A 15688-nucleotide genomic window follows, 5' to 3' on the forward strand; every position below is an offset into this window, starting at 1 on the left:
GGTCGCCCCTAGCGTCAGAGTCGTGTCCCCCCTCCTCGCCGCCGTGTCCGGCCTCGGCTTCGGCCTCTCGCTCATCATCGCCATCGGCGCCCAGAACGCGTTCGTCCTGCGGCAGGGCCTCCGCCGCGAGCACGTGCTCGCCGTCGTCGCGATCTGCGCCCTGGCGGATGCGGCGCTGATCATCCTCGGCATCGCCGGGATCGGCGCGGTGCTCGAGTCGGCTCCGTGGCTGCTGGTGGTCATCCGCTGGGGCGGGATCGCCTTCCTCCTCGCCTACGCGGTGCTCGCCGCGCGGCGCGCACTGCGCCCCGGGACACTGGAGGGCGACCCGGCCGGCGCCTCCACGTCGCTGCGGACGGCGATCGGCACCTGCCTCGCCCTGACGCTGCTCAACCCGCACGTGTACCTCGACACGGTGGTGCTTCTCGGCTCCGTCGCGAACACGCACGGCGACGAGCGCTGGTGGTTCGGCGCGGGGGCGGCGCTGGGCAGCGTGCTGTGGTTCACGGCGCTGGGCTTCGGGGCGCGGGCGCTGCGCCCGCTGTTCCGCAGCCGGACGGCCTGGCGGGTGCTCGACGGCGCGGTCGCGGTCGTGATGGTCGTGCTGGCGGTGTCGCTGGCGCTGTCGCCCTGATCAGGGTCGTCCTGAGCGGAGGCGCGCCGGTCAGCCCGCGCGGACCATCGAGCGGGCGGCGAGCAGCCAGACGGCTCCGGTGGCGAGGATCGCGAGCGACCCGGCGATCGAGGCCACGATCGAGATCCCGATCAGCAGCCCCTGCGAGGGCGTCGCCGTGACCAGCAGCGGGACGGTCGTCGCGAATCCTCCGGCGGCGTTCACGGCCACGGCGACCGCGGCGATCCCCACCACCCGCCGCGGGACGGTGCGCGAGCGCCCGAGCGCGACGAGCCCCACCACTCCGGCGGCCGCGGTGAGCACGGCCAGGGTGAGCACGAGCGTCGAAGCGGCGATCATCTCGGGCGTGGATGTCGAGCCCGTCGTGCTCGGCGAGGACCAGGACACGATCGGCCGCAGCACGATCAGGACCGCGAAGACGATCAGCGCCGTCGCTCCGGTCGGGCCGACGAGCCCGCCCTTCGAGTCGGCGCCGCGCGCGAGGACCGAGGCGGCGGCCGCGAGCAGCCCCGCCCCGAGGAGGACGACGGCGCGCGCCGCGAGCAGGGAGCCGGAGCCGGTCGGGGCGAACAGGAATACGACGTCCAGCAGTCCGGCGGCCGCGACGAAGAGGCCGGCGAGGCGCAGGGTTGCCGCGCGCCGGGCCGCGGACGGCGCACCGGTGACCGGAGTCGTCATCGGGGTCCCCTCTCCCGTGCTGGACCCTCCACGCTAGCGCGCTCGACTCCTCGCTCATTGTTCTACTAATATTGCGAACATGTTGCTGCGCGTCGACCACTCCTCGCCGCGCTCGCTGGCCGACCAGCTCGAGGCGCAGGTCCGCGCTGCCGTGGCGGCGGGCGAGCTCTCGGCGGGCGACCGCCTGCCCCCGGCGCGCGAGCTGGCCGACTCCCTCGGCATCAACATGCACACCGTGCTGCGCGCGTACGCCGCGCTCCGCGACGACGGGATCCTGCAGATGCGACGGGGCCGCGGTGCCTGGATCGCGGAGTCGGCCGGCCCCGGCCTCGTGCGCGTCACCGCCCTCGTCGAGCAGCTCGCCGCCGAGGCCCGCCGCAGCGGCATCAGCCGCGCCGACGTCATCCGCCTTCTCGAGAGGACCGCACCGTGACCACCACCGGCACCACCACCGACCGCAGCCCGCGCACGCTCGTCGCCGCCGCGTCGCTCCTGCTCCCCGCCGCGGCGATCCTCGTCTCGCGGGCCGTCCTCGGCGAGCGGCTCCCGCCGGTGCTCGCCTCGCACTGGTCGAGCACCGGCGCCGCGGACGAGTCGCAGCCCGTCGCGGCCCTCCTCCGGCTGGCACTGCTGCTGGCGGGCGTCCCCGCCGTCGCCGGACTCGTCGCCGCGGCGTTCGGCCGCGCCCCGCGCCTCCTGCTCGGCGGACTCGGCCTCGTCGCCGGTCTCGGTGCCGGCGCCTGGGCGACCTCGGTCGGCACGACGCTCGCCGCGGGGTCGGCGGAGGGGGCCGTGCTCGGCGCCTGGCTTCTCGCTCTGCTCGGCGGCGGGGTGTTCGCGGTGGTGCCGGCGCTGATCGCGCCGCCCACCCGGCACACGCCGCGGGTCGCCGTCGACCGGCTGCCGCTCGGCGCCGAGGAGACCGGCGCCTGGTCGCACACCGTCACCGGCCGGGTGTTCGACGTCACGGGCACGGTGCTGCTGCTCATCGCGGCGGCCGCCGTCCCGGGGCTGCTCGCCACGGGCGACACGGGACCGGCGATCGCGATGGCGATCGTGCTCGGAGCGAGCGCGGTCGTGATGCTCGGCTTCACCCGCCTGCGCGTCACGGCCGACCGCCGGGGGCTGCGCGTCGTGTCCCGGGTGCTCGGCATCCCGCTGCGGCGGATCCCGCTGGCGTCGATGGCCTCGGTGAGCACTGCCGCGCTGCGGCCGTCGGAGTGGGGCGGCTGGGGCTACCGGATGTCCCCGGGCCGCTCGGCCCTCATCCTCCGCGCCGGCCCGGGGCTCGTGGTGACGACCACCCACGGCAGCGAGTTCGCGATCAGCCTCAGCGATCCGGAGACCCCGGCCGCCCTCCTCGAGACGCTGCGCCGACGCGCCGAGGACCGACGCGCGTAGGGTGCGAGCGCGGCCGGTGGTCGCCGCCGGAGTCTTCACGAGGGAGTGGGCATGGACGAGCTGCGCAGCAAGACGGTGACCTGGCACGATCCGATGGCCGGCGCGGCCGCGGCGATGCGGATGAGCGGGCTGGACTACCTGCGGGCGATGCAGGACGGGACGATCCCGCCGCCGCCGATCATCACGCTGATGAACATGGAGCTCGGCGCGGTCGACGAGGGCCGGGTGGAGTTCCGCTGCTCGCCGGACGAATCGCACTACAACCCGATCGGGCGGGTGCACGGCGGCTTCGTCTGCACGGTGCTCGACTCGGCGGCGGGCTGCGCGGTGCAGTCGACGCTGCCGATCGGTGTCGGCTACACCTCGCTCGACCTCACCGTCAGCTACCTCCGCGGACTGCACCAGGACAGCGGCGAGCTGCTCGCCGTCGGCACGGTCGTCAAGCCGGGCCGCCGCGTGGCGTTCGCGGAGGCGAGGGTGACCGACGCGCAGGGGCGCCTGGTCGCGACGGCCACGTCGACGCTGCTGGTGTTCCCGCTGGGTGAGGGCGCGTGACCTCGAGGCGCCGTCAGTCCTCGGATGCGCGCTCGCACAGACGCTGGACCGCGGCCTCGAGCGCGGGCAGTTCCGTGGTCACCGTCGCCGCAAGAATGGCGTGCGTGGTGTCGAAGTAGCGGTGCGCGAGTCGGTCGCGCATCCCGGCGACATCTCGCCACGGCACCTCCGGTTCCGTCTCGAGAAGACTCTGCGGAAGATCTTTGACGGCCTCGCCGATCTCGACGAGGCGCATCCTCACGGCATCGAACACCAGACCGTCATCGAGTCCACCGCGGTCGAGGTGCGCTCGGATCGCCGCGGCAGCGGCAGCGATGTCGGCCAGACGATGGCGCGGCTCTCTGCTCACAGCGGCGTCAGGTCCGGCTCGATGGCGCGGCGCACGTGATCCTTGAGCCCCTGCTCGGGGACGAGGTCGACGGGAGCGCCGAGGACGTCACCGAGCTCGCGCTCGAGGCCTGCCAGACCGAGGACGCCGAGACCGGCTGGGATCGTCACGAGGAGATCGAGGTCACTGTCCGGGCGGTCGTCTCCGCGTGCCGCGGATCCGAAGATCCGTGCATCGGCGATGCCGCGACGGCGCAGTGCCCGGCGGAGCTCGGCACGGTGATGCAGGACCCGCCGCCCGACAGGCCCCGAGAGCGCCGCGGCCGGTGCGGCGCTCCGCTCAAGCGAGAGGTCGAGGGTGAAGCCTGCAGCGGAGAGGAGACGGCGCAGCGTCGGGAGGGTCGGCTCTCGCGCGCCTCTCTCGTAGACGCTGATCATGCTCTGGGCGACTCCGGCTCGCTCCGCCATCTCGCTCTGGTGCAGTCCGGCCCGCGATCGCGCTTCGATCAGCAGGTCTCCGGTCTTCGTGTGCATGCGCGCAGCATATCAACGATCGTATATATGCGCGAGCGCCGGTCGCATCGAGTAGTGGCACGAACGGGGATCGCCCGCAAGTGGCAACGCGGGTTCCCGTGCTGTGGTCGCATGGAGGCCGGACGCAGCCGCTCGGGCGCCTCCCCCGATGCGACAGGACCTCCATGCCCACGACCGCGAGCCGGCCGACGATCTTCGCCCTGCACGGGCTCGGCCTCAGCGGCCGCCTCTTCGATCCGCTCGCCCGCGAGCTCGCCGACGCGGCGGAGGTGGTGGCGATCGATCTGCCCGGCTACGGCGACGCGCGCGACGCCGAGGACGTCTCGCTCGAGGCGATGACGACCGCCGTGATCCGCACGATCCGCGAGCTCGGCGCCTCGCGCTGGCTGCTCGTCGGGCACAGCATGGGCGGCAAGGTCGCCTCGCTGGTGGCCGCGCGCACGCTGTCGGGCCGCTCCGGACTCTTCGGGCTCGCGGGCGTCGTGCTGCTGGCCGGCTCGCCGCTCTCGCCCGAGCCGATGCCCGAGGAGAAGCGGAGCGAGATGCTCGGCTGGGTCGCCGACGGCCCCCTCGACGAGGAGCACGCGCGCACCTTCCTCGAGCAGAACATCGGCGGCGCCCTCCCCGCCGCCGAGGACCGGCAGGCGCTCGCCGATCTGCTCCGCTCCTCCCCCGCCGCCTGGCGCGACTGGCTGGAGACCGGCAGCCGCGAGGACCGCACGGACGTCGCCGAGCTGCTCTCCGCCCTGCCCGCGCTGCTGATCGCGGGCGGCGAGGACGGCGACCTCGGCGCCGACGGCCAGCGCGCGACCAACGCCCGCAGCTACCCGCGCGCCCGCCTCCTCGAGCTGCCCGGCGCCGGACACCTGCTGCCGATCGAGCGGCCGGTCGAGGTCGCCGCGGCGATCCGCGCCTTCTGGACCGACGAGGCCGGCACCGGACCGGCCGTGCCCGCCGACGTCGCGGAGACGATCCGCTCCAGCCGCACCACCTCCCGGATCCGCGCGCTCTTCGCCGAGCGCCTGCTCGCGGACGACCCGGCGTACGCGCCGAAGGCGATCACTCCCGCCCAGCTGACGACGCTGCGCGCCGTCGCGGACCGGGTGGTTCCGCAGGACAGCGGCGACAGCGCCGCCCCCGGCCGGATCGACCTCGCCGCCCGCGTCGACGCCCAGCTCGCGGCCGGCCGCGGCGACGGCTGGCGCAACGCCGACCTGCCGAGCGACCCCGAGGCCTACCGCCTCGGCCTCGACGCGCTCGCGGGAGTCGACGGCCTCTCCCCCGAGGAGCAGGACGCGCGGCTCGAGGCGCTCGGCACCGAGCCGCTCGGCGCGTTCAGCGCGGAGCAGGCGAAGGCCTGGTTCGAGGACTGCCGCAACGACCTGGTCCGGCAGTGGCTCGCGCACCCCGCGAGCCTCGCGCGCATCGGCTTCGACGGCTACGCCACCGGCGGCGACGTCCTCCCCCTCCTGGGCTTCACCGCCCTCGGCGCCGACGCACACGACACCTGGGAACCTGCGACCCTGCAGCCGAGCACGAGGAACCCGCGATGAACACCACCGGCATGCGCCGCTACTCTCCCGACGAGGTCGTCGACGCCGTCGTGATCGGCACCGGCGCCGGGGGCGCCCCGATCCTGGCGACCCTCGCCGCGCGCGGTCTCCGGGTCGTCGCGCTGGAGGCCGGACCGTTCTTCGATCCGCTGACCTTCACCGCGGACGAGACCGAGGCGACCGAGATCAACTGGATGGAGGAGCGCCTCAGCGGCGGCAGCACGCCCACCGCCTTCGGCCCGAACAACAGCGGCCGCGGCGTCGGCGGCTCCACCCTGCACTGGGGCGCCTTCACCCCGCGCCCCGACTCGCGCGACCTGCTGCTGCGGACCGAGTCGGGCCTCGGCCGCGACTGGCCCGTCACGCACGCCGAGCTCGTGCCCTACCTGGAGCGCGCAGAGGCGACCATCGGCGTCTCCGGGCCGGCCGACTACCCGTGGGACCCCTCGCGCCGCTACCTGCAGGCGCCGGTGGACCGCAACGCCTCGGCCGAGATGATGCTGCGCGGCTGCGCGGCCCTCGGGATCCGCGCCACCGACGCCCCGGCCGCCGTCCTCAGCACCGGCCGCGACCAGGAGGCGCACGGCGAGCGCGCCTCCTGCCGCAACTGCGGGCAGTGCCACCAGGGCTGCCGCACCGGCGCCAAGGGGAGCATGGACACCTCCTACCTGCCGCTCGCGGTGCGCGACGGCGCGGAGATCCGCGCGGAGTCCTTCGTGCACGGGATCGAGCTCGATGCGGCCGGGAAGGTCAGCGCCGTCCTCTACACCGCGGACGGGGTCGAGCACCGGCAGCGCTGCTCCGCCCTCTTCCTCTGCGCGGGCGGCGTGGAGACGCCGCGGCTGCTCCTGCACACCGGCGTCGCGAACAGCAGCGGGCTGGTCGGCCGCAACTTCCTCGCGCACGGCGCCACCCAGGTCTGGGGCACCTTCGACGAGGAGATGCGCGGCTACCGCGGCTACCCCTCCTCCGTGATCACCGAGGACACCGTGCGCCCGGCCGACGCGGACTTCGCCGGCGGGTACCTGATCCAGAGCCTCGGCACGATGCCGCTCACCCAGGCGACCTCGTTCGTCCGCGGCGCCGGACTGTGGGGGCCGTCGCTGATGCAGGCCCTCGACGACTACCGCTTCATGGCGGGCGTCGGCATCAACGCGGAGTGCCTGCCCTCGGACGACAACCGGCTCGTGCTGACCGACGAGCTCGACGAGCACGGGGTGCCGAAGGCGCGGATCACCTTCTCGCCGGGCTCGAACGAGGAGGCGATCGACCAGCACGCGATCCGGACGATGACCGCGATCGTCGAGGCGGCGGGCGCACGCAGCACCCGGGTGATCGCCCGCACGGCGCACACGCTCGGCACCTGCCGGATGGGCACCGACCCGGGCGACGCGGTCGTCGACGGCGACGGGCGCAGCTTCGACGTGCCGAACCTCTTCGTCTGCGACAACTCGGTCTTCCCGAGCGCGGTGATCGCGAACCCGGCGCTGCTGACGGTCGCGCTCGCGCTCCGCACGGCGGACCGCTTCCTCGCGGCGTAGGGGCGTCCTTTCCTCCCGCGAGATGCCACTTGTGCACGCTTTCGTCGGCGTGTCGCGTACTCAAGTGGCATCTCGCGGACGGGATCAGGGGACTTAACACATCGGAAACGCCTCAGAAACCGCACAGCATCTGAGCGGGGTTGAGTGGGAGGACACCCTCACCGATGGAGCCCGCATGCCCCTGTCCCGGCCGTCCACCCGCACCGCCCGCCGCGCCCTCGCCCTCGGCGCGGCGCTCGCCGCCACCCTCTCGCTCGTCGCCTGCTCCGGAGCGAGCGACGCCGCCTCCGGAGACGGCGGCGACACGGTCACCGTCACCGTCGGCACCCTCCGCGGCCAGCCGCACTTCTACCAGCCGTTCCTCTACGAGCAGTTCGCCGAGGAGGGCGTCGAGTTCGAGGTGATCACCCTCGACACCACGCCCGCGCTCAGCGACGCGCTGGTCGCCGGGACGATCGACTTCGCGATCTCGGGCGTCACCCCGACGATCGCCTCGATCGCGCAGGACCGGGACCTGAAGATCGTCGCGTCCGCCGCGGACGGCGGCTCGGGCTTCCTCGCCGGTGAGGGCATCTCCTCCGTCGAGGACCTCGCGGGCAAGAAGGTCGGCTACATCCAGGGCAGCGCCCAGGAGGTCGCGCTGCGCTACTACCTCGACCAGGCGGAGCTCACCGACGAGGACCTCGAGCTGATCACGATCCCGGTGCCCGAGATGGCGTCCGCGTTCACCAGCGGCTCGATCGACGCGTTCTTCGGCGTGGAGATCGGCGTCTCGATCGCGGAGGCGGCCGGCGGCACCGAGATCGCCGACCCGTACGCGACGCCGATCGGCCGGGTGAACATCGGCCTGGTCACCACCGGCGCGATGATCGAGGAGCAGCCGGAGGTCGTGCAGAAGGTCGTCGACACCCACGCCGCGACCACCGCCTACATGGCCGACAGCGTGGACGAGTGGCTGCCGGACATGATCGCCGAGTTCGGCGGCGACCAGGAGGTGCTCGAGTCGGCGCTGGAGAACTTCTGGCTCCGCTCCGACCTCAGCGAGGAGTACCAGGGCCAGCTCGGCGCGCTCGCGACGCAGATGCAGGAGCTCGGCTTCATCGACGAGGCGCCCGCGATCGAGGACGTCGTCGACACCTCGTTCGCGCCGGCGGCCTGAGCGGTCGGCCGATGACCACCACGATGCGCCCCGCCGAGGCGGCGACCGCCACCGAGCGGCTGTCGACCGTCCGGCGCCGGCGCCGCCCCGGGCGCAGCGGCTGGACGACCTTCCTGCTGGGCCTGCCCGTCCCGATCCTCTTCCTGCTGCTCTGGCAGTTCGGGCGGGCGGGCGAGTGGGAGCTGCCGTTCGGCATCCGGATGGCGTTCCTGCCCTACCCGGGCGACGTGCTGGTCTCGCTGATCGACTACGCCGTCGCGGGCTTGCGGGACGACGCCTTCAGCGGGCTGCTCTGGACCGACCTGGCGGCGAGCGCCGGCCGCGTCTTCGGCGGCTTCGCGCTCGCGACGGTGCTCGCGGTGCCGCTCGGGGTGCTGATGGGCCGCTACTACGCGGTGAACTCGCTGTTCGATCCGTTCATCAACCTGTTCCGGCCGGTGCCGGCGACGGCCTGGGTGCCGCTGGTCGCGCTGCTGATCGGCTACGGCGACCAGGCGTCGATCTTCCTGATCACGCTGTCGGCGTTCTTCCCGATCGTGCTCGGCACGATCAGCGGGGCGCGCCAGGTGCCGCCGCGGCTGATCGAGGCGGCGCGGATGCTGGGCACCTCGCGAGCGGGCGTGCTCGTCCGGGTGGTGCTGCCGGCCTCCGCCGCCGCCATCGTGAACGGCATGCGCATCGGCCTCGGCCTCGCCTGGGTCGTGCTGGTGCTCAGCGAGACGACGGGCGTGAGCACGGGTCTCGGCTCGACGATCTTCCTCGCGCGCGACGTGGTGCGCACCGACCTGATCGTGGTCGGGATGATCTGCATCGCGATCGCGGGATTCGCCTCCGACCGGCTGCTCCTGCTCCTGTTCCGCGTGCTCTTCGGCCGCCGGCCGCTCGTCAAGTGAGGACCCGATGACGCTCTCCGCCCCCGCCTCTGCTCCCGCCCGCACCGCGGACGTCCACGTGCTCGATCTGGCGAAGCGCTACGACACCGCCGGCGGCGGCGTGCTCGCCATGGCCGACGTCTCGCTCGACGTCCGCTCGGGCGAGTTCGTCGCCGTGGTCGGCGCGAGCGGCTGCGGCAAGTCGACGCTGCTGCGCATCCTCGCCGGGTTCGAGGAGGCGACCCAGGGTGTCGTCGAGGTCGGCGGCCGGGCCGTCTCGGCGCCGGGCCCGGACCGCGGCGTCGTGTTCCAGGACTACGGGCTGTTCCCGTGGCTGAGCGTGCGCGAGAACGTCGCGTACGGTCCGCGGCGGAAGAAGCTGGCGAAGGCCGCGGCCGCGGAGGTGACCGACCGCTTCATCGAGGCGGTCGGGCTGACCCGCTTCGCCGACCGCTTCCCGGGCGAGCTGTCCGGCGGCATGCAGCAGCGGGTCGCGATCGCGCGGGTGCTGGCGAACGAGCCGTCGGTGCTGCTGATGGACGAGCCGTTCGGCGCGCTCGACGCGCTCACCCGCTCCGATCTGCAGGTGGAGCTCAAGCGGATCCACCGCGAGACGGGCACGACCGTGCTGTTCGTGACGCACTCGATCGAGGAGGCGGTCTACCTCGCCGACCGCGTCGTAGTGATGACCGGCGGCGCCTCGCACGGCGTGCCCGGGCACATCAGCGAGATCGTGACGGTCGACCTGCCCGGCGAGCGCGACGTGACGTCGCCGGAGTTCAACGAGTGCAAGCGCCGCATCTCGGCACTGGTGCACGCGCCGGCCTGACGCTGACCGCGAGATGCCACTTGTGCACGCATTCCTCGGCGTGTCGCGTGCACAAGTGGCATCTCGCGGAGGGGGACGGGGGAGGCTTCGGGGACCGTCTGAAGGAGGAGTCGTCGTGACCAGCACCGATCGCGCAGGCCGGATCGCCAGAAGCGCCCTCGCCGGGGTGCTGCTCATCAATGCGGTGCCGCACGGTGTCGCGGCGCTGCAGGGGCGGCGGTTCCCCTCGCCGTTCGCCACGCCGCCGGGACGCGGGCTGTCGTCGCCGCTCGTGAACGCGGTGTGGAGTGCGGCGAATCTCGTCGCCGGGCTGGCCGCCCTGCCGCGCCGCCGGTCGAGGCGCGCTGCGATCGTCGGCGCGGGCGCCATGGGCGTCCTCCTCGCCGCCTACTTCGGGAGCATCGACCTCGACTGACGTCGCCCGCGAGATGCCACTTGTGCACGCTTTCGTCGGCGTGTCGCGAGCACAAGTGGCATCTCGCGGCACCGCGCAAGGGGCTCCTCCGCCAGGACCGTTCCCGCAGAAGGGGGGTCCACGGATCGCTGAGAACGGGCGCACGGATGTGACCGCTCCTGTCACGCTAGGAGCCGGCCCGTTCATGTCGTCCCGAAGGGAAGCGATGCCCGTTCTCCAGCTGGTGCTCTACCTGGTCGACGATCCCGAGCAGAGGGCGCACGCCTGCACGTTCCACGGTGATCGCCACAAGCTCGCCCACGACCTGGAGACGCGGCAGTTCCTGCCGGTCGCGCGCGGGCCCGAGCAGTACAGCGTGGTCGCGGTGAACCGCATCCAGCGCGTCGAGTTCGAGCGTGTCGACGCCGACGCGCAGGCGCTCCCGGACACCGTCGCCTGCTAGCCCGAGCGCCGGAGAGCGGATCGTTACCCGGTCACCGACCCCCGCGCGGGAGGATGGGCGGTGGGGGGACGATCCGCGACCCCCGTCGTCCGCTTCTCCGGGGGTCCGCCATGCCCGTCCCGTCCCGCTCGCTCCTGCGCACCGCCCTCGCCGGAACCGCCCTCGCCCTCGGCGTCGGGACGGTTCTGAGCGGCTGCGTCTCCTCCGACGAGCCCGTCGCGCAGCCGGCCGCGACGGTGACCGCCACCGCCACCGCGACCGTCACCGCGACGCCGGCCCCCACCGCGACCCCCGCGCCGACCGCGACGCCCGCGGCCGCCGCGAGCCTGCTGATCGGGCCGACCTCGTTCTCGCTGGTGGACGCCACCGGCGCACAGCTGGGCAGCTGGGCGTACCGCGACGGCACCGGTGCGGTCGCGGCGCTCACCGAGGCGTTCGGCAGCGAGCCGACCGAGTCCGACGACGTCCCGTACGAGGGCTACCGCAGCCGCGCCTACACCTGGCCGGGCTTCGTCCTCCGGGACACCGACGTCTACGACGCCGGCGGGCCGGAGCTGACGTACCCGGAGCCCGACTTCCTCCTCGAGGCCACGGCCGCCGCCGTCGGCGATGTCGCCATCAGCACTCTGGGAGGCGTCGCGGTAGGTGACGCCACCGCCGAAGTGGCGGCCGAGCACCCGGACAGCACCACCGACGGCGCCCCCGGATCGTTCCTCTTCGACACGACGCCCGTCGGCACCCTCGAGGGCTACGAGCTGACCAACACGGTGGGAGCGATCGCGGAGGACGAGGTCACCGTCTCGAGCCTGCGCGCGCCGTTCGTCAACTGGGGCGTCTGAGGAGTCACTCGCAGGCGGTCGCCCTCAGCAGTCGCGGGCGCGGAAGCGCAGCGCGGTCAGCGCGATCGCGTGCCAGCCCTGCTGACCGTCGTGCTGGCTCACGGTGAGCGTGCTCCCCGAGGGGAGGACGTCGAACACGAAGGTGTCGAAACGGGGGTCGTTGACGAGGACGGGCTCGAAGGAGGTGCTGCGCCGGAACGGGTCGGCCACCGTGCCCGTGCCGACTCCCGCGTCGGGGCCCTGGGCGGAGATCGAGGCGGGGGCGAGGCTGAAGCCGACGGTGGTCCACCAGCTCGCCACCCACGGGAGGGAGGAGTCCGCGAGCGACGTGATGTTCTGGAAGGTGAGCCGGACGTCGAGCGGGTCGAACGGCCGCCCGTCCGCTCCGAAGAAGCGGAACGTCAGCGTCTGCGAGTCGGGCCCGGGCGACGGGGTCTCCGTGAGCGCCCCGGCACGACGCTGGTTCAGCAGGAGCGTCCCGGGACCGAACGCGCCCGGCGCCCCGGCGCGCGCGACCGTCTCGCCCGGCGGCGGACCGGCCTCCTCCCCGATCCACACGGAGCCCTCGCCGGTCAGATCGAAGCTCCGGCCCTGCGACCCGGTCGCGGTGCCCGGCGCGAGGACGGACGTGATCCGCACCGTCGACACCGCTCCCCCCGGCGAGATCGCCGTGAGCACGGTCGGGTCGCTCGCGACGCTCGTCGGCGGGAACACCGTCGTGCCGAAGCACGGGGCGGGCGAGGCGGCGGCGAGCGGGGCCGCGACCGCCGCGCTGACGACGGGGACGCTCCACGCGGCGCTCGCGGCGACGGTGCGCCGGGTGGGGCCGTGCGGGTCGGCTCGGTGCTGCGGCATGCGGGATCCGTTCCGTGAGAGCAGGAGCGTGAGAGCAGGAGTGCGATCGGACGTCGGCGCGTCCACCCCGGCAGGATAGGAGCAGCGATCGCCCGAGTGCGACGCTCCCCCACCGCTGGCGCGAAACTCGTGCTCAGCAGTCGCGGGAGCCGAAGCCGAGCCCCGTGATCGCGCTGCTGTGCCAGCCCTGGTAGCCGCCGTGCTGGCTGTAGACGAGCGAGCTGCCCGAGGGGAACGAGCGGAACGTGAAGGTGTCGTAGCGGGGCGTGAGTGGGACAGCCGGCTCCCAGTTGGTGGCGCGCCGGAAGGGGTCGGCGACCGTGCCTGCCCCGACCCCCGCAGCTCCGCCCCGTGAGGAGATCGAGGTGGGCGTGACGCTGAAGCCGACGGTCGACCAGAACTTCAGAGGCCAGTAGGACGTCTCACTCACCACACCCGACGTGATGTTCAGGACGGTGAGCCGGACGTCGAACGGGTCGAACGGCTTCCCCTCCTCATCGAGGAACTCGAAGGTGAGCGTCTGCGCTTCGAGACCCGGAGCAGGCGTCCCCGGGAACCTGACGTCCGACGTGGAGACCGCGCCGGCACGACGCTGGTTCAGGATGAGCACTCCGGGCTCGAAATAGCGCAGCGGCACCTCGTTGGCGAAGTCCGAGGATCCCCCGGCCCACCAGACAGTGCCGTCCTGCGTGAGGTTGTAGCTCTTCCCGTCGATCTCGGTCGTGGTGCCGGGGGCCAGGACGGAGGTGATCCGGACGGTCGACGCCTTCCCGGTGGGCGAGGACGCCATCAGCGTCGTGGGATTGCTCGCAATGCTCGTCAGCGTGAACATCGTGACGCTGGAGCACGGTTGCGGCGAGACCGGGGTGGCCGGAGTCATCGACGCGGCGGCGAGGGGAGCCCCGACCGCCGCGCTGATCACGGGGATGCTCCACAGTGCGCCCGCGGTGACGGAGCGACGGGTGGGACCGGAGGAGTGAGTCGGGTCGGACGAGAGAGGGGACATGGCGGATCCGTTCCGGAGGAGGGAGTGGACAGGCGAGGACCGACTGCCCGACACGGCAGCGTAGGTTCGACGCTCGGCAAAGACGAATCCTCCTCACTTCTGGCGCGGAACGTCGGTTCGTCATTCGCCCCGACCGCGAGGGTCAGCAGTTGTAGGACACGAAGCTCAGCGCCCCCAGCGCACTGGCGTGCCAGCCCTGGTGCCCCTGGTGCTGGCTGTAGGTGAGCGTGCTCCCCGAGGGGAACGCGCCGAACGTGAAGGTGTCGATCAGGGCTCGGCCGATTATCCCGGCGTCCGAGGACGCGGCGCGCCGGAAAGGATCCTCGGCCGTCCCCGTGCCGACTCCCTCATGGCCGGCCGTCGAGGAGATCGATGCGGGCCGGACGCTGAAGCCGACGGTGGACCACCAGCTCAGGAGCCAGGGATATCCGGGATTCGTGTCCGACGTGATGTTCTGGATCGACAGCTGGACATCGGTCGGATCGAACGATCGTCCGTCCGGGCCGACGAACGTGAAGGTCAGCGTCTGCGCATCGGGCCCGGGCGACGGATCCTCTGTGATCGGTCCGGACCGCCGCTGATTCAGCATCAGCGAACCGGCGGGGTAGTTGCGGACGACGACCTCCGAGACCGCCGACAGGCTGCCACCGGACGCCCATCGGTTGCCGTCCCGCACCAGGTTGAAGTCACGGCCCTGGGTCGCGGTGGTGGTACCGGCCGCCAGGGCGGAGTCGATCCGCACCGTCGAGACGGCACCGCCGGGCGCGACCGCCGTGAGCACCGTGGGATTGCTCGCGACGCTCGTCTGCGTGAACACCGCCGTGCTGCGGCAGGACGCGGGCGACGCGGCGGCGAGCGGAGCGGCGACGGCCGCGCTGACGACGGGGAGGCTCCACGCCGCGCTCGCGGCGATGGTCCGTCGAGTGGGTCCGGCGGGTGCGGAGGGGCGCGGGGGCATGGGGTTCCGTTCGGGAGAGCGACAGGGAGCGCGCGGGGACGGACCCGCTGACCCCGGCAGGATAGAAGGCACGCGCTCTGTGAGAGCGACGCTCCCTGACTCCTGGCGCGCGACGCCGCTTCACGAGCCCGCCGGCGCCCCGCCCGTCACTCCCCGTCGGCGAAGTCCGTGCCGCGACTGAGCGGCTCCCACGCGTCGACGTCGGAGCGGAGGGCGTCGAGCACCGCGCGGAAGGCGTCCGACGCGTCGTTGCCGAGCAGCAGGATCGACGGCGGCGCGGCCGACTCCACGGCCTCGATCAGCGCGGTCGCGGCCTTCGCCGGGTCGCCCTTCTGGGTGCCGTGCACGGTGTCGTGCTCCTTGCGGCGCTTGCCCGCCGTCTCGGCGTAGTCCGCGATCGGCTGCGACGACTGGGTGAGCGAGCGGCCGGCGAAGTCGGTGCGGAAGCCGCCCGGCTCGACCGAGAACGCCCGGATGCCCAGCGGTGCGACCTCCTTGCGCAGCGACTCGGTGAGCGCCTCGATCGCGGCCTTCACCGCGGCGTAGTAGCCCGATCCCTCCGGCGAGATGCGCGCGCCGATCGAGGACAGGTTGACGATGGTGCCGGAGCGGCGCTCGCGCATCCCGGGCAGGACCGCCTTGATCGTGCGGACGGTGCCGAAGAGGTGGGTGTCGAAGAGCTGCTGCACCGCGGCCTCCTCACCCTCCTCCACCGCCGCGCGGTAGCCGTAGCCCGCGTTGTTGACGAGCACGTCGATCCCGCCGAAGCGCTCCACGGCGGCGTCGACCGCGGCGGCGACCTGCGCGTCGTCGGTGACGTCGAGAGCCAGGGCGAGCGCGGAGTCGGGGTGCGCCTCGGTGATGTCGCGGACGGAGTCGACGTCGCGCGCGGTGACGACGGCGCGGTCGCCGTGGGCGAGGACGGCGGTCGCGAGCGCGCGGCCGAGTCCGGTGGAGCAGCCGGTGATGAGCCAGGTGGTCATGGCGGTCCTTCTTCCTCGAGGGCGCCCGCGGCAGGAGCGATCGGTGCGATCGGCGCGTTCACCGCGGGCAGGACTCCATTCCACCGCCGCCGGGGCGCCCGGGGACA

At 73.2% G+C, this 15688-nt stretch carries 19 protein-coding genes; 12 read left to right on the forward strand and 7 right to left on the reverse strand.

What is annotated here, in order from left to right; all coding sequences use genetic code 11:
• Nucleotides 1–22: 22 nt before the first annotated feature.
• Complete coding sequence (locus MT350_RS11275) at nucleotides 23–634, forward strand: LysE/ArgO family amino acid transporter (protein ID WP_243615924.1); 612 nt, start codon at nucleotides 23–25, stop codon at nucleotides 632–634.
• 30 nt (nucleotides 635–664) lie between these two features.
• On the opposite strand, the gene MT350_RS11280 is transcribed toward MT350_RS11275, so the two are convergent.
• Nucleotides 665–1312, reverse strand: coding sequence for a hypothetical protein (locus MT350_RS11280; protein WP_243615925.1), 648 nt, complete (start codon nucleotides 1310–1312; stop codon nucleotides 665–667).
• A 79-nt stretch (nucleotides 1313–1391) separates the two neighbouring features.
• On the opposite strand from MT350_RS11280, the gene MT350_RS11285 reads away from it, so the two are divergent.
• From MT350_RS11285 to MT350_RS11295, 3 genes are read left to right on the forward strand one after another with little or no spacing between them, the layout of a single operon-like run.
• The gene (locus tag MT350_RS11285) at nucleotides 1392–1745 is read left to right on the forward strand and encodes a GntR family transcriptional regulator (RefSeq protein WP_123444769.1); all 354 of its coding nucleotides are present in this window, start codon (nucleotides 1392–1394) and stop codon (nucleotides 1743–1745) included.
• Nucleotides 1742–2713 carry a hypothetical protein gene (locus MT350_RS11290; RefSeq protein ID WP_243615926.1) on the forward strand — a complete coding sequence of 324 codons (972 nt, stop codon included), beginning with the start codon at nucleotides 1742–1744 and terminating at the stop codon, nucleotides 2711–2713. Before MT350_RS11285 ends, MT350_RS11290 begins: the two co-directional genes overlap by 4 nt.
• A gap of 51 nt (nucleotides 2714–2764) precedes the next feature.
• Nucleotides 2765–3268 carry a PaaI family thioesterase gene (locus MT350_RS11295; RefSeq protein ID WP_243600370.1) on the forward strand — a complete coding sequence of 168 codons (504 nt, stop codon included), beginning with the start codon at nucleotides 2765–2767 and terminating at the stop codon, nucleotides 3266–3268.
• A 13-nt stretch (nucleotides 3269–3281) separates the two neighbouring features.
• Here MT350_RS11295 and MT350_RS11300 read toward each other — a convergent pair whose 3' ends face one another.
• Together MT350_RS11300 and MT350_RS11305 are read right to left on the reverse strand one after the other, a co-directional pair.
• Nucleotides 3282–3617 carry a HepT-like ribonuclease domain-containing protein gene (locus MT350_RS11300; protein WP_243600369.1) on the reverse strand — a complete coding sequence of 112 codons (336 nt, stop codon included), beginning with the start codon at nucleotides 3615–3617 and terminating at the stop codon, nucleotides 3282–3284.
• Nucleotides 3614–4129 (reverse strand): XRE family transcriptional regulator, encoded by a 516-nt coding sequence (locus MT350_RS11305; protein ID WP_243615927.1) that lies wholly within the window; start codon nucleotides 4127–4129, stop codon nucleotides 3614–3616. The genes MT350_RS11300 and MT350_RS11305 overlap by 4 nt, the downstream gene beginning before the upstream one ends.
• A 164-nt stretch (nucleotides 4130–4293) precedes the next feature.
• Here MT350_RS11305 and MT350_RS11310 point away from each other — a divergent pair, with 164 nt between their 5' ends.
• From MT350_RS11310 to MT350_RS11345, 8 genes are all read left to right on the forward strand, one after another.
• Complete coding sequence (locus MT350_RS11310; RefSeq protein ID WP_243600367.1) at nucleotides 4294–5682, forward strand: alpha/beta hydrolase; 1389 nt, start codon at nucleotides 4294–4296, stop codon at nucleotides 5680–5682.
• On the forward strand, nucleotides 5679–7223 hold the full coding sequence (locus MT350_RS11315; protein ID WP_243600366.1) for a GMC family oxidoreductase: 1545 nt from the start codon (nucleotides 5679–5681) through the stop codon (nucleotides 7221–7223). The genes MT350_RS11310 and MT350_RS11315 overlap by 4 nt, the downstream gene beginning before the upstream one ends.
• Nucleotides 7224–7398: 175 nt before the next feature.
• Entirely contained in the window at nucleotides 7399–8382 is a 984-nt protein-coding gene (locus tag MT350_RS11320) for an ABC transporter substrate-binding protein (RefSeq protein WP_243615928.1), read from the forward strand.
• A gap of 11 nt (nucleotides 8383–8393) precedes the next feature.
• Complete coding sequence (locus MT350_RS11325; protein ID WP_243600364.1) at nucleotides 8394–9275, forward strand: ABC transporter permease; 882 nt, start codon at nucleotides 8394–8396, stop codon at nucleotides 9273–9275.
• 7 nt (nucleotides 9276–9282) lie between these two features.
• Nucleotides 9283–10083 carry an ABC transporter ATP-binding protein gene (locus MT350_RS11330; RefSeq protein ID WP_243615929.1) on the forward strand — a complete coding sequence of 267 codons (801 nt, stop codon included), beginning with the start codon at nucleotides 9283–9285 and terminating at the stop codon, nucleotides 10081–10083.
• Nucleotides 10084–10198: 115 nt separating this feature from the next.
• Nucleotides 10199–10498 carry a hypothetical protein gene (locus MT350_RS11335; RefSeq protein ID WP_243615930.1) on the forward strand — a complete coding sequence of 100 codons (300 nt, stop codon included), beginning with the start codon at nucleotides 10199–10201 and terminating at the stop codon, nucleotides 10496–10498.
• 205 nt (nucleotides 10499–10703) lie between these two features.
• Nucleotides 10704–10940, forward strand: coding sequence for a hypothetical protein (locus tag MT350_RS11340; RefSeq protein ID WP_243600361.1), 237 nt, complete (start codon nucleotides 10704–10706; stop codon nucleotides 10938–10940).
• Nucleotides 10941–11050: 110 nt separating this feature from the next.
• Nucleotides 11051–11779 (forward strand): hypothetical protein, encoded by a 729-nt coding sequence (locus MT350_RS11345; protein WP_243600360.1) that lies wholly within the window; start codon nucleotides 11051–11053, stop codon nucleotides 11777–11779.
• A 24-nt stretch (nucleotides 11780–11803) separates the two neighbouring features.
• Here the strand turns inward: MT350_RS11345 and MT350_RS11350 are convergent, their stop codons facing one another.
• The 4 genes from MT350_RS11350 to MT350_RS11365 form a co-directional block, all read right to left on the reverse strand.
• Entirely contained in the window at nucleotides 11804–12634 is an 831-nt protein-coding gene (locus MT350_RS11350; protein WP_243600359.1) for a hypothetical protein, read from the reverse strand.
• 133 nt (nucleotides 12635–12767) lie between these two features.
• Entirely contained in the window at nucleotides 12768–13640 is an 873-nt protein-coding gene (locus MT350_RS11355; protein ID WP_243600358.1) for a hypothetical protein, read from the reverse strand.
• A 142-nt stretch (nucleotides 13641–13782) separates the two neighbouring features.
• Entirely contained in the window at nucleotides 13783–14598 is an 816-nt protein-coding gene (locus MT350_RS11360) for a hypothetical protein (protein WP_243600357.1), read from the reverse strand.
• A gap of 146 nt (nucleotides 14599–14744) precedes the next feature.
• Entirely contained in the window at nucleotides 14745–15581 is an 837-nt protein-coding gene (locus MT350_RS11365; RefSeq protein ID WP_243600356.1) for an oxidoreductase, read from the reverse strand.
• Nucleotides 15582–15688 lie beyond the last annotated feature (107 nt).

Source organism: Rathayibacter sp. VKM Ac-2928 (genome assembly GCF_022815545.1).
Classification (GTDB): Bacteria; Actinomycetota; Actinomycetes; order Actinomycetales; family Microbacteriaceae; genus Rathayibacter; species Rathayibacter festucae.

Coding starts and splice junctions, on each gene's coding strand:
- MT350_RS11285 (WP_123444769.1), top strand. CDS start 1,392: ATGTTGCTGCGCGTCGACCACTCCTCGCCGCGCTCGCTGGCCGACCAG.
- MT350_RS11330 (WP_243615929.1), top strand. CDS start 9,283: ATGACGCTCTCCGCCCCCGCCTCTGCTCCCGCCCGCACCGCGGACGTC.
- MT350_RS11295 (WP_243600370.1), top strand. CDS start 2,765: ATGGACGAGCTGCGCAGCAAGACGGTGACCTGGCACGATCCGATGGCC.
- MT350_RS11305 (WP_243615927.1), bottom strand. CDS start 4,129: ATGCACACGAAGACCGGAGACCTGCTGATCGAAGCGCGATCGCGGGCC.
- MT350_RS11340 (WP_243600361.1), top strand. CDS start 10,704: ATGCCCGTTCTCCAGCTGGTGCTCTACCTGGTCGACGATCCCGAGCAG.
- MT350_RS11360 (WP_243600357.1), bottom strand. CDS start 14,598: ATGCCCCCGCGCCCCTCCGCACCCGCCGGACCCACTCGACGGACCATC.
- MT350_RS11325 (WP_243600364.1), top strand. CDS start 8,394: ATGACCACCACGATGCGCCCCGCCGAGGCGGCGACCGCCACCGAGCGG.
- MT350_RS11355 (WP_243600358.1), bottom strand. CDS start 13,640: ATGTCCCCTCTCTCGTCCGACCCGACTCACTCCTCCGGTCCCACCCGT.
- MT350_RS11365 (WP_243600356.1), bottom strand. CDS start 15,581: ATGACCACCTGGCTCATCACCGGCTGCTCCACCGGACTCGGCCGCGCG.
- MT350_RS11310 (WP_243600367.1), top strand. CDS start 4,294: ATGCCCACGACCGCGAGCCGGCCGACGATCTTCGCCCTGCACGGGCTC.
- MT350_RS11320 (WP_243615928.1), top strand. CDS start 7,399: ATGCCCCTGTCCCGGCCGTCCACCCGCACCGCCCGCCGCGCCCTCGCC.
- MT350_RS11350 (WP_243600359.1), bottom strand. CDS start 12,634: ATGCCGCAGCACCGAGCCGACCCGCACGGCCCCACCCGGCGCACCGTC.
- MT350_RS11315 (WP_243600366.1), top strand. CDS start 5,679: ATGAACACCACCGGCATGCGCCGCTACTCTCCCGACGAGGTCGTCGAC.
- MT350_RS11280 (WP_243615925.1), bottom strand. CDS start 1,312: ATGACGACTCCGGTCACCGGTGCGCCGTCCGCGGCCCGGCGCGCGGCA.
- MT350_RS11345 (WP_243600360.1), top strand. CDS start 11,051: ATGCCCGTCCCGTCCCGCTCGCTCCTGCGCACCGCCCTCGCCGGAACC.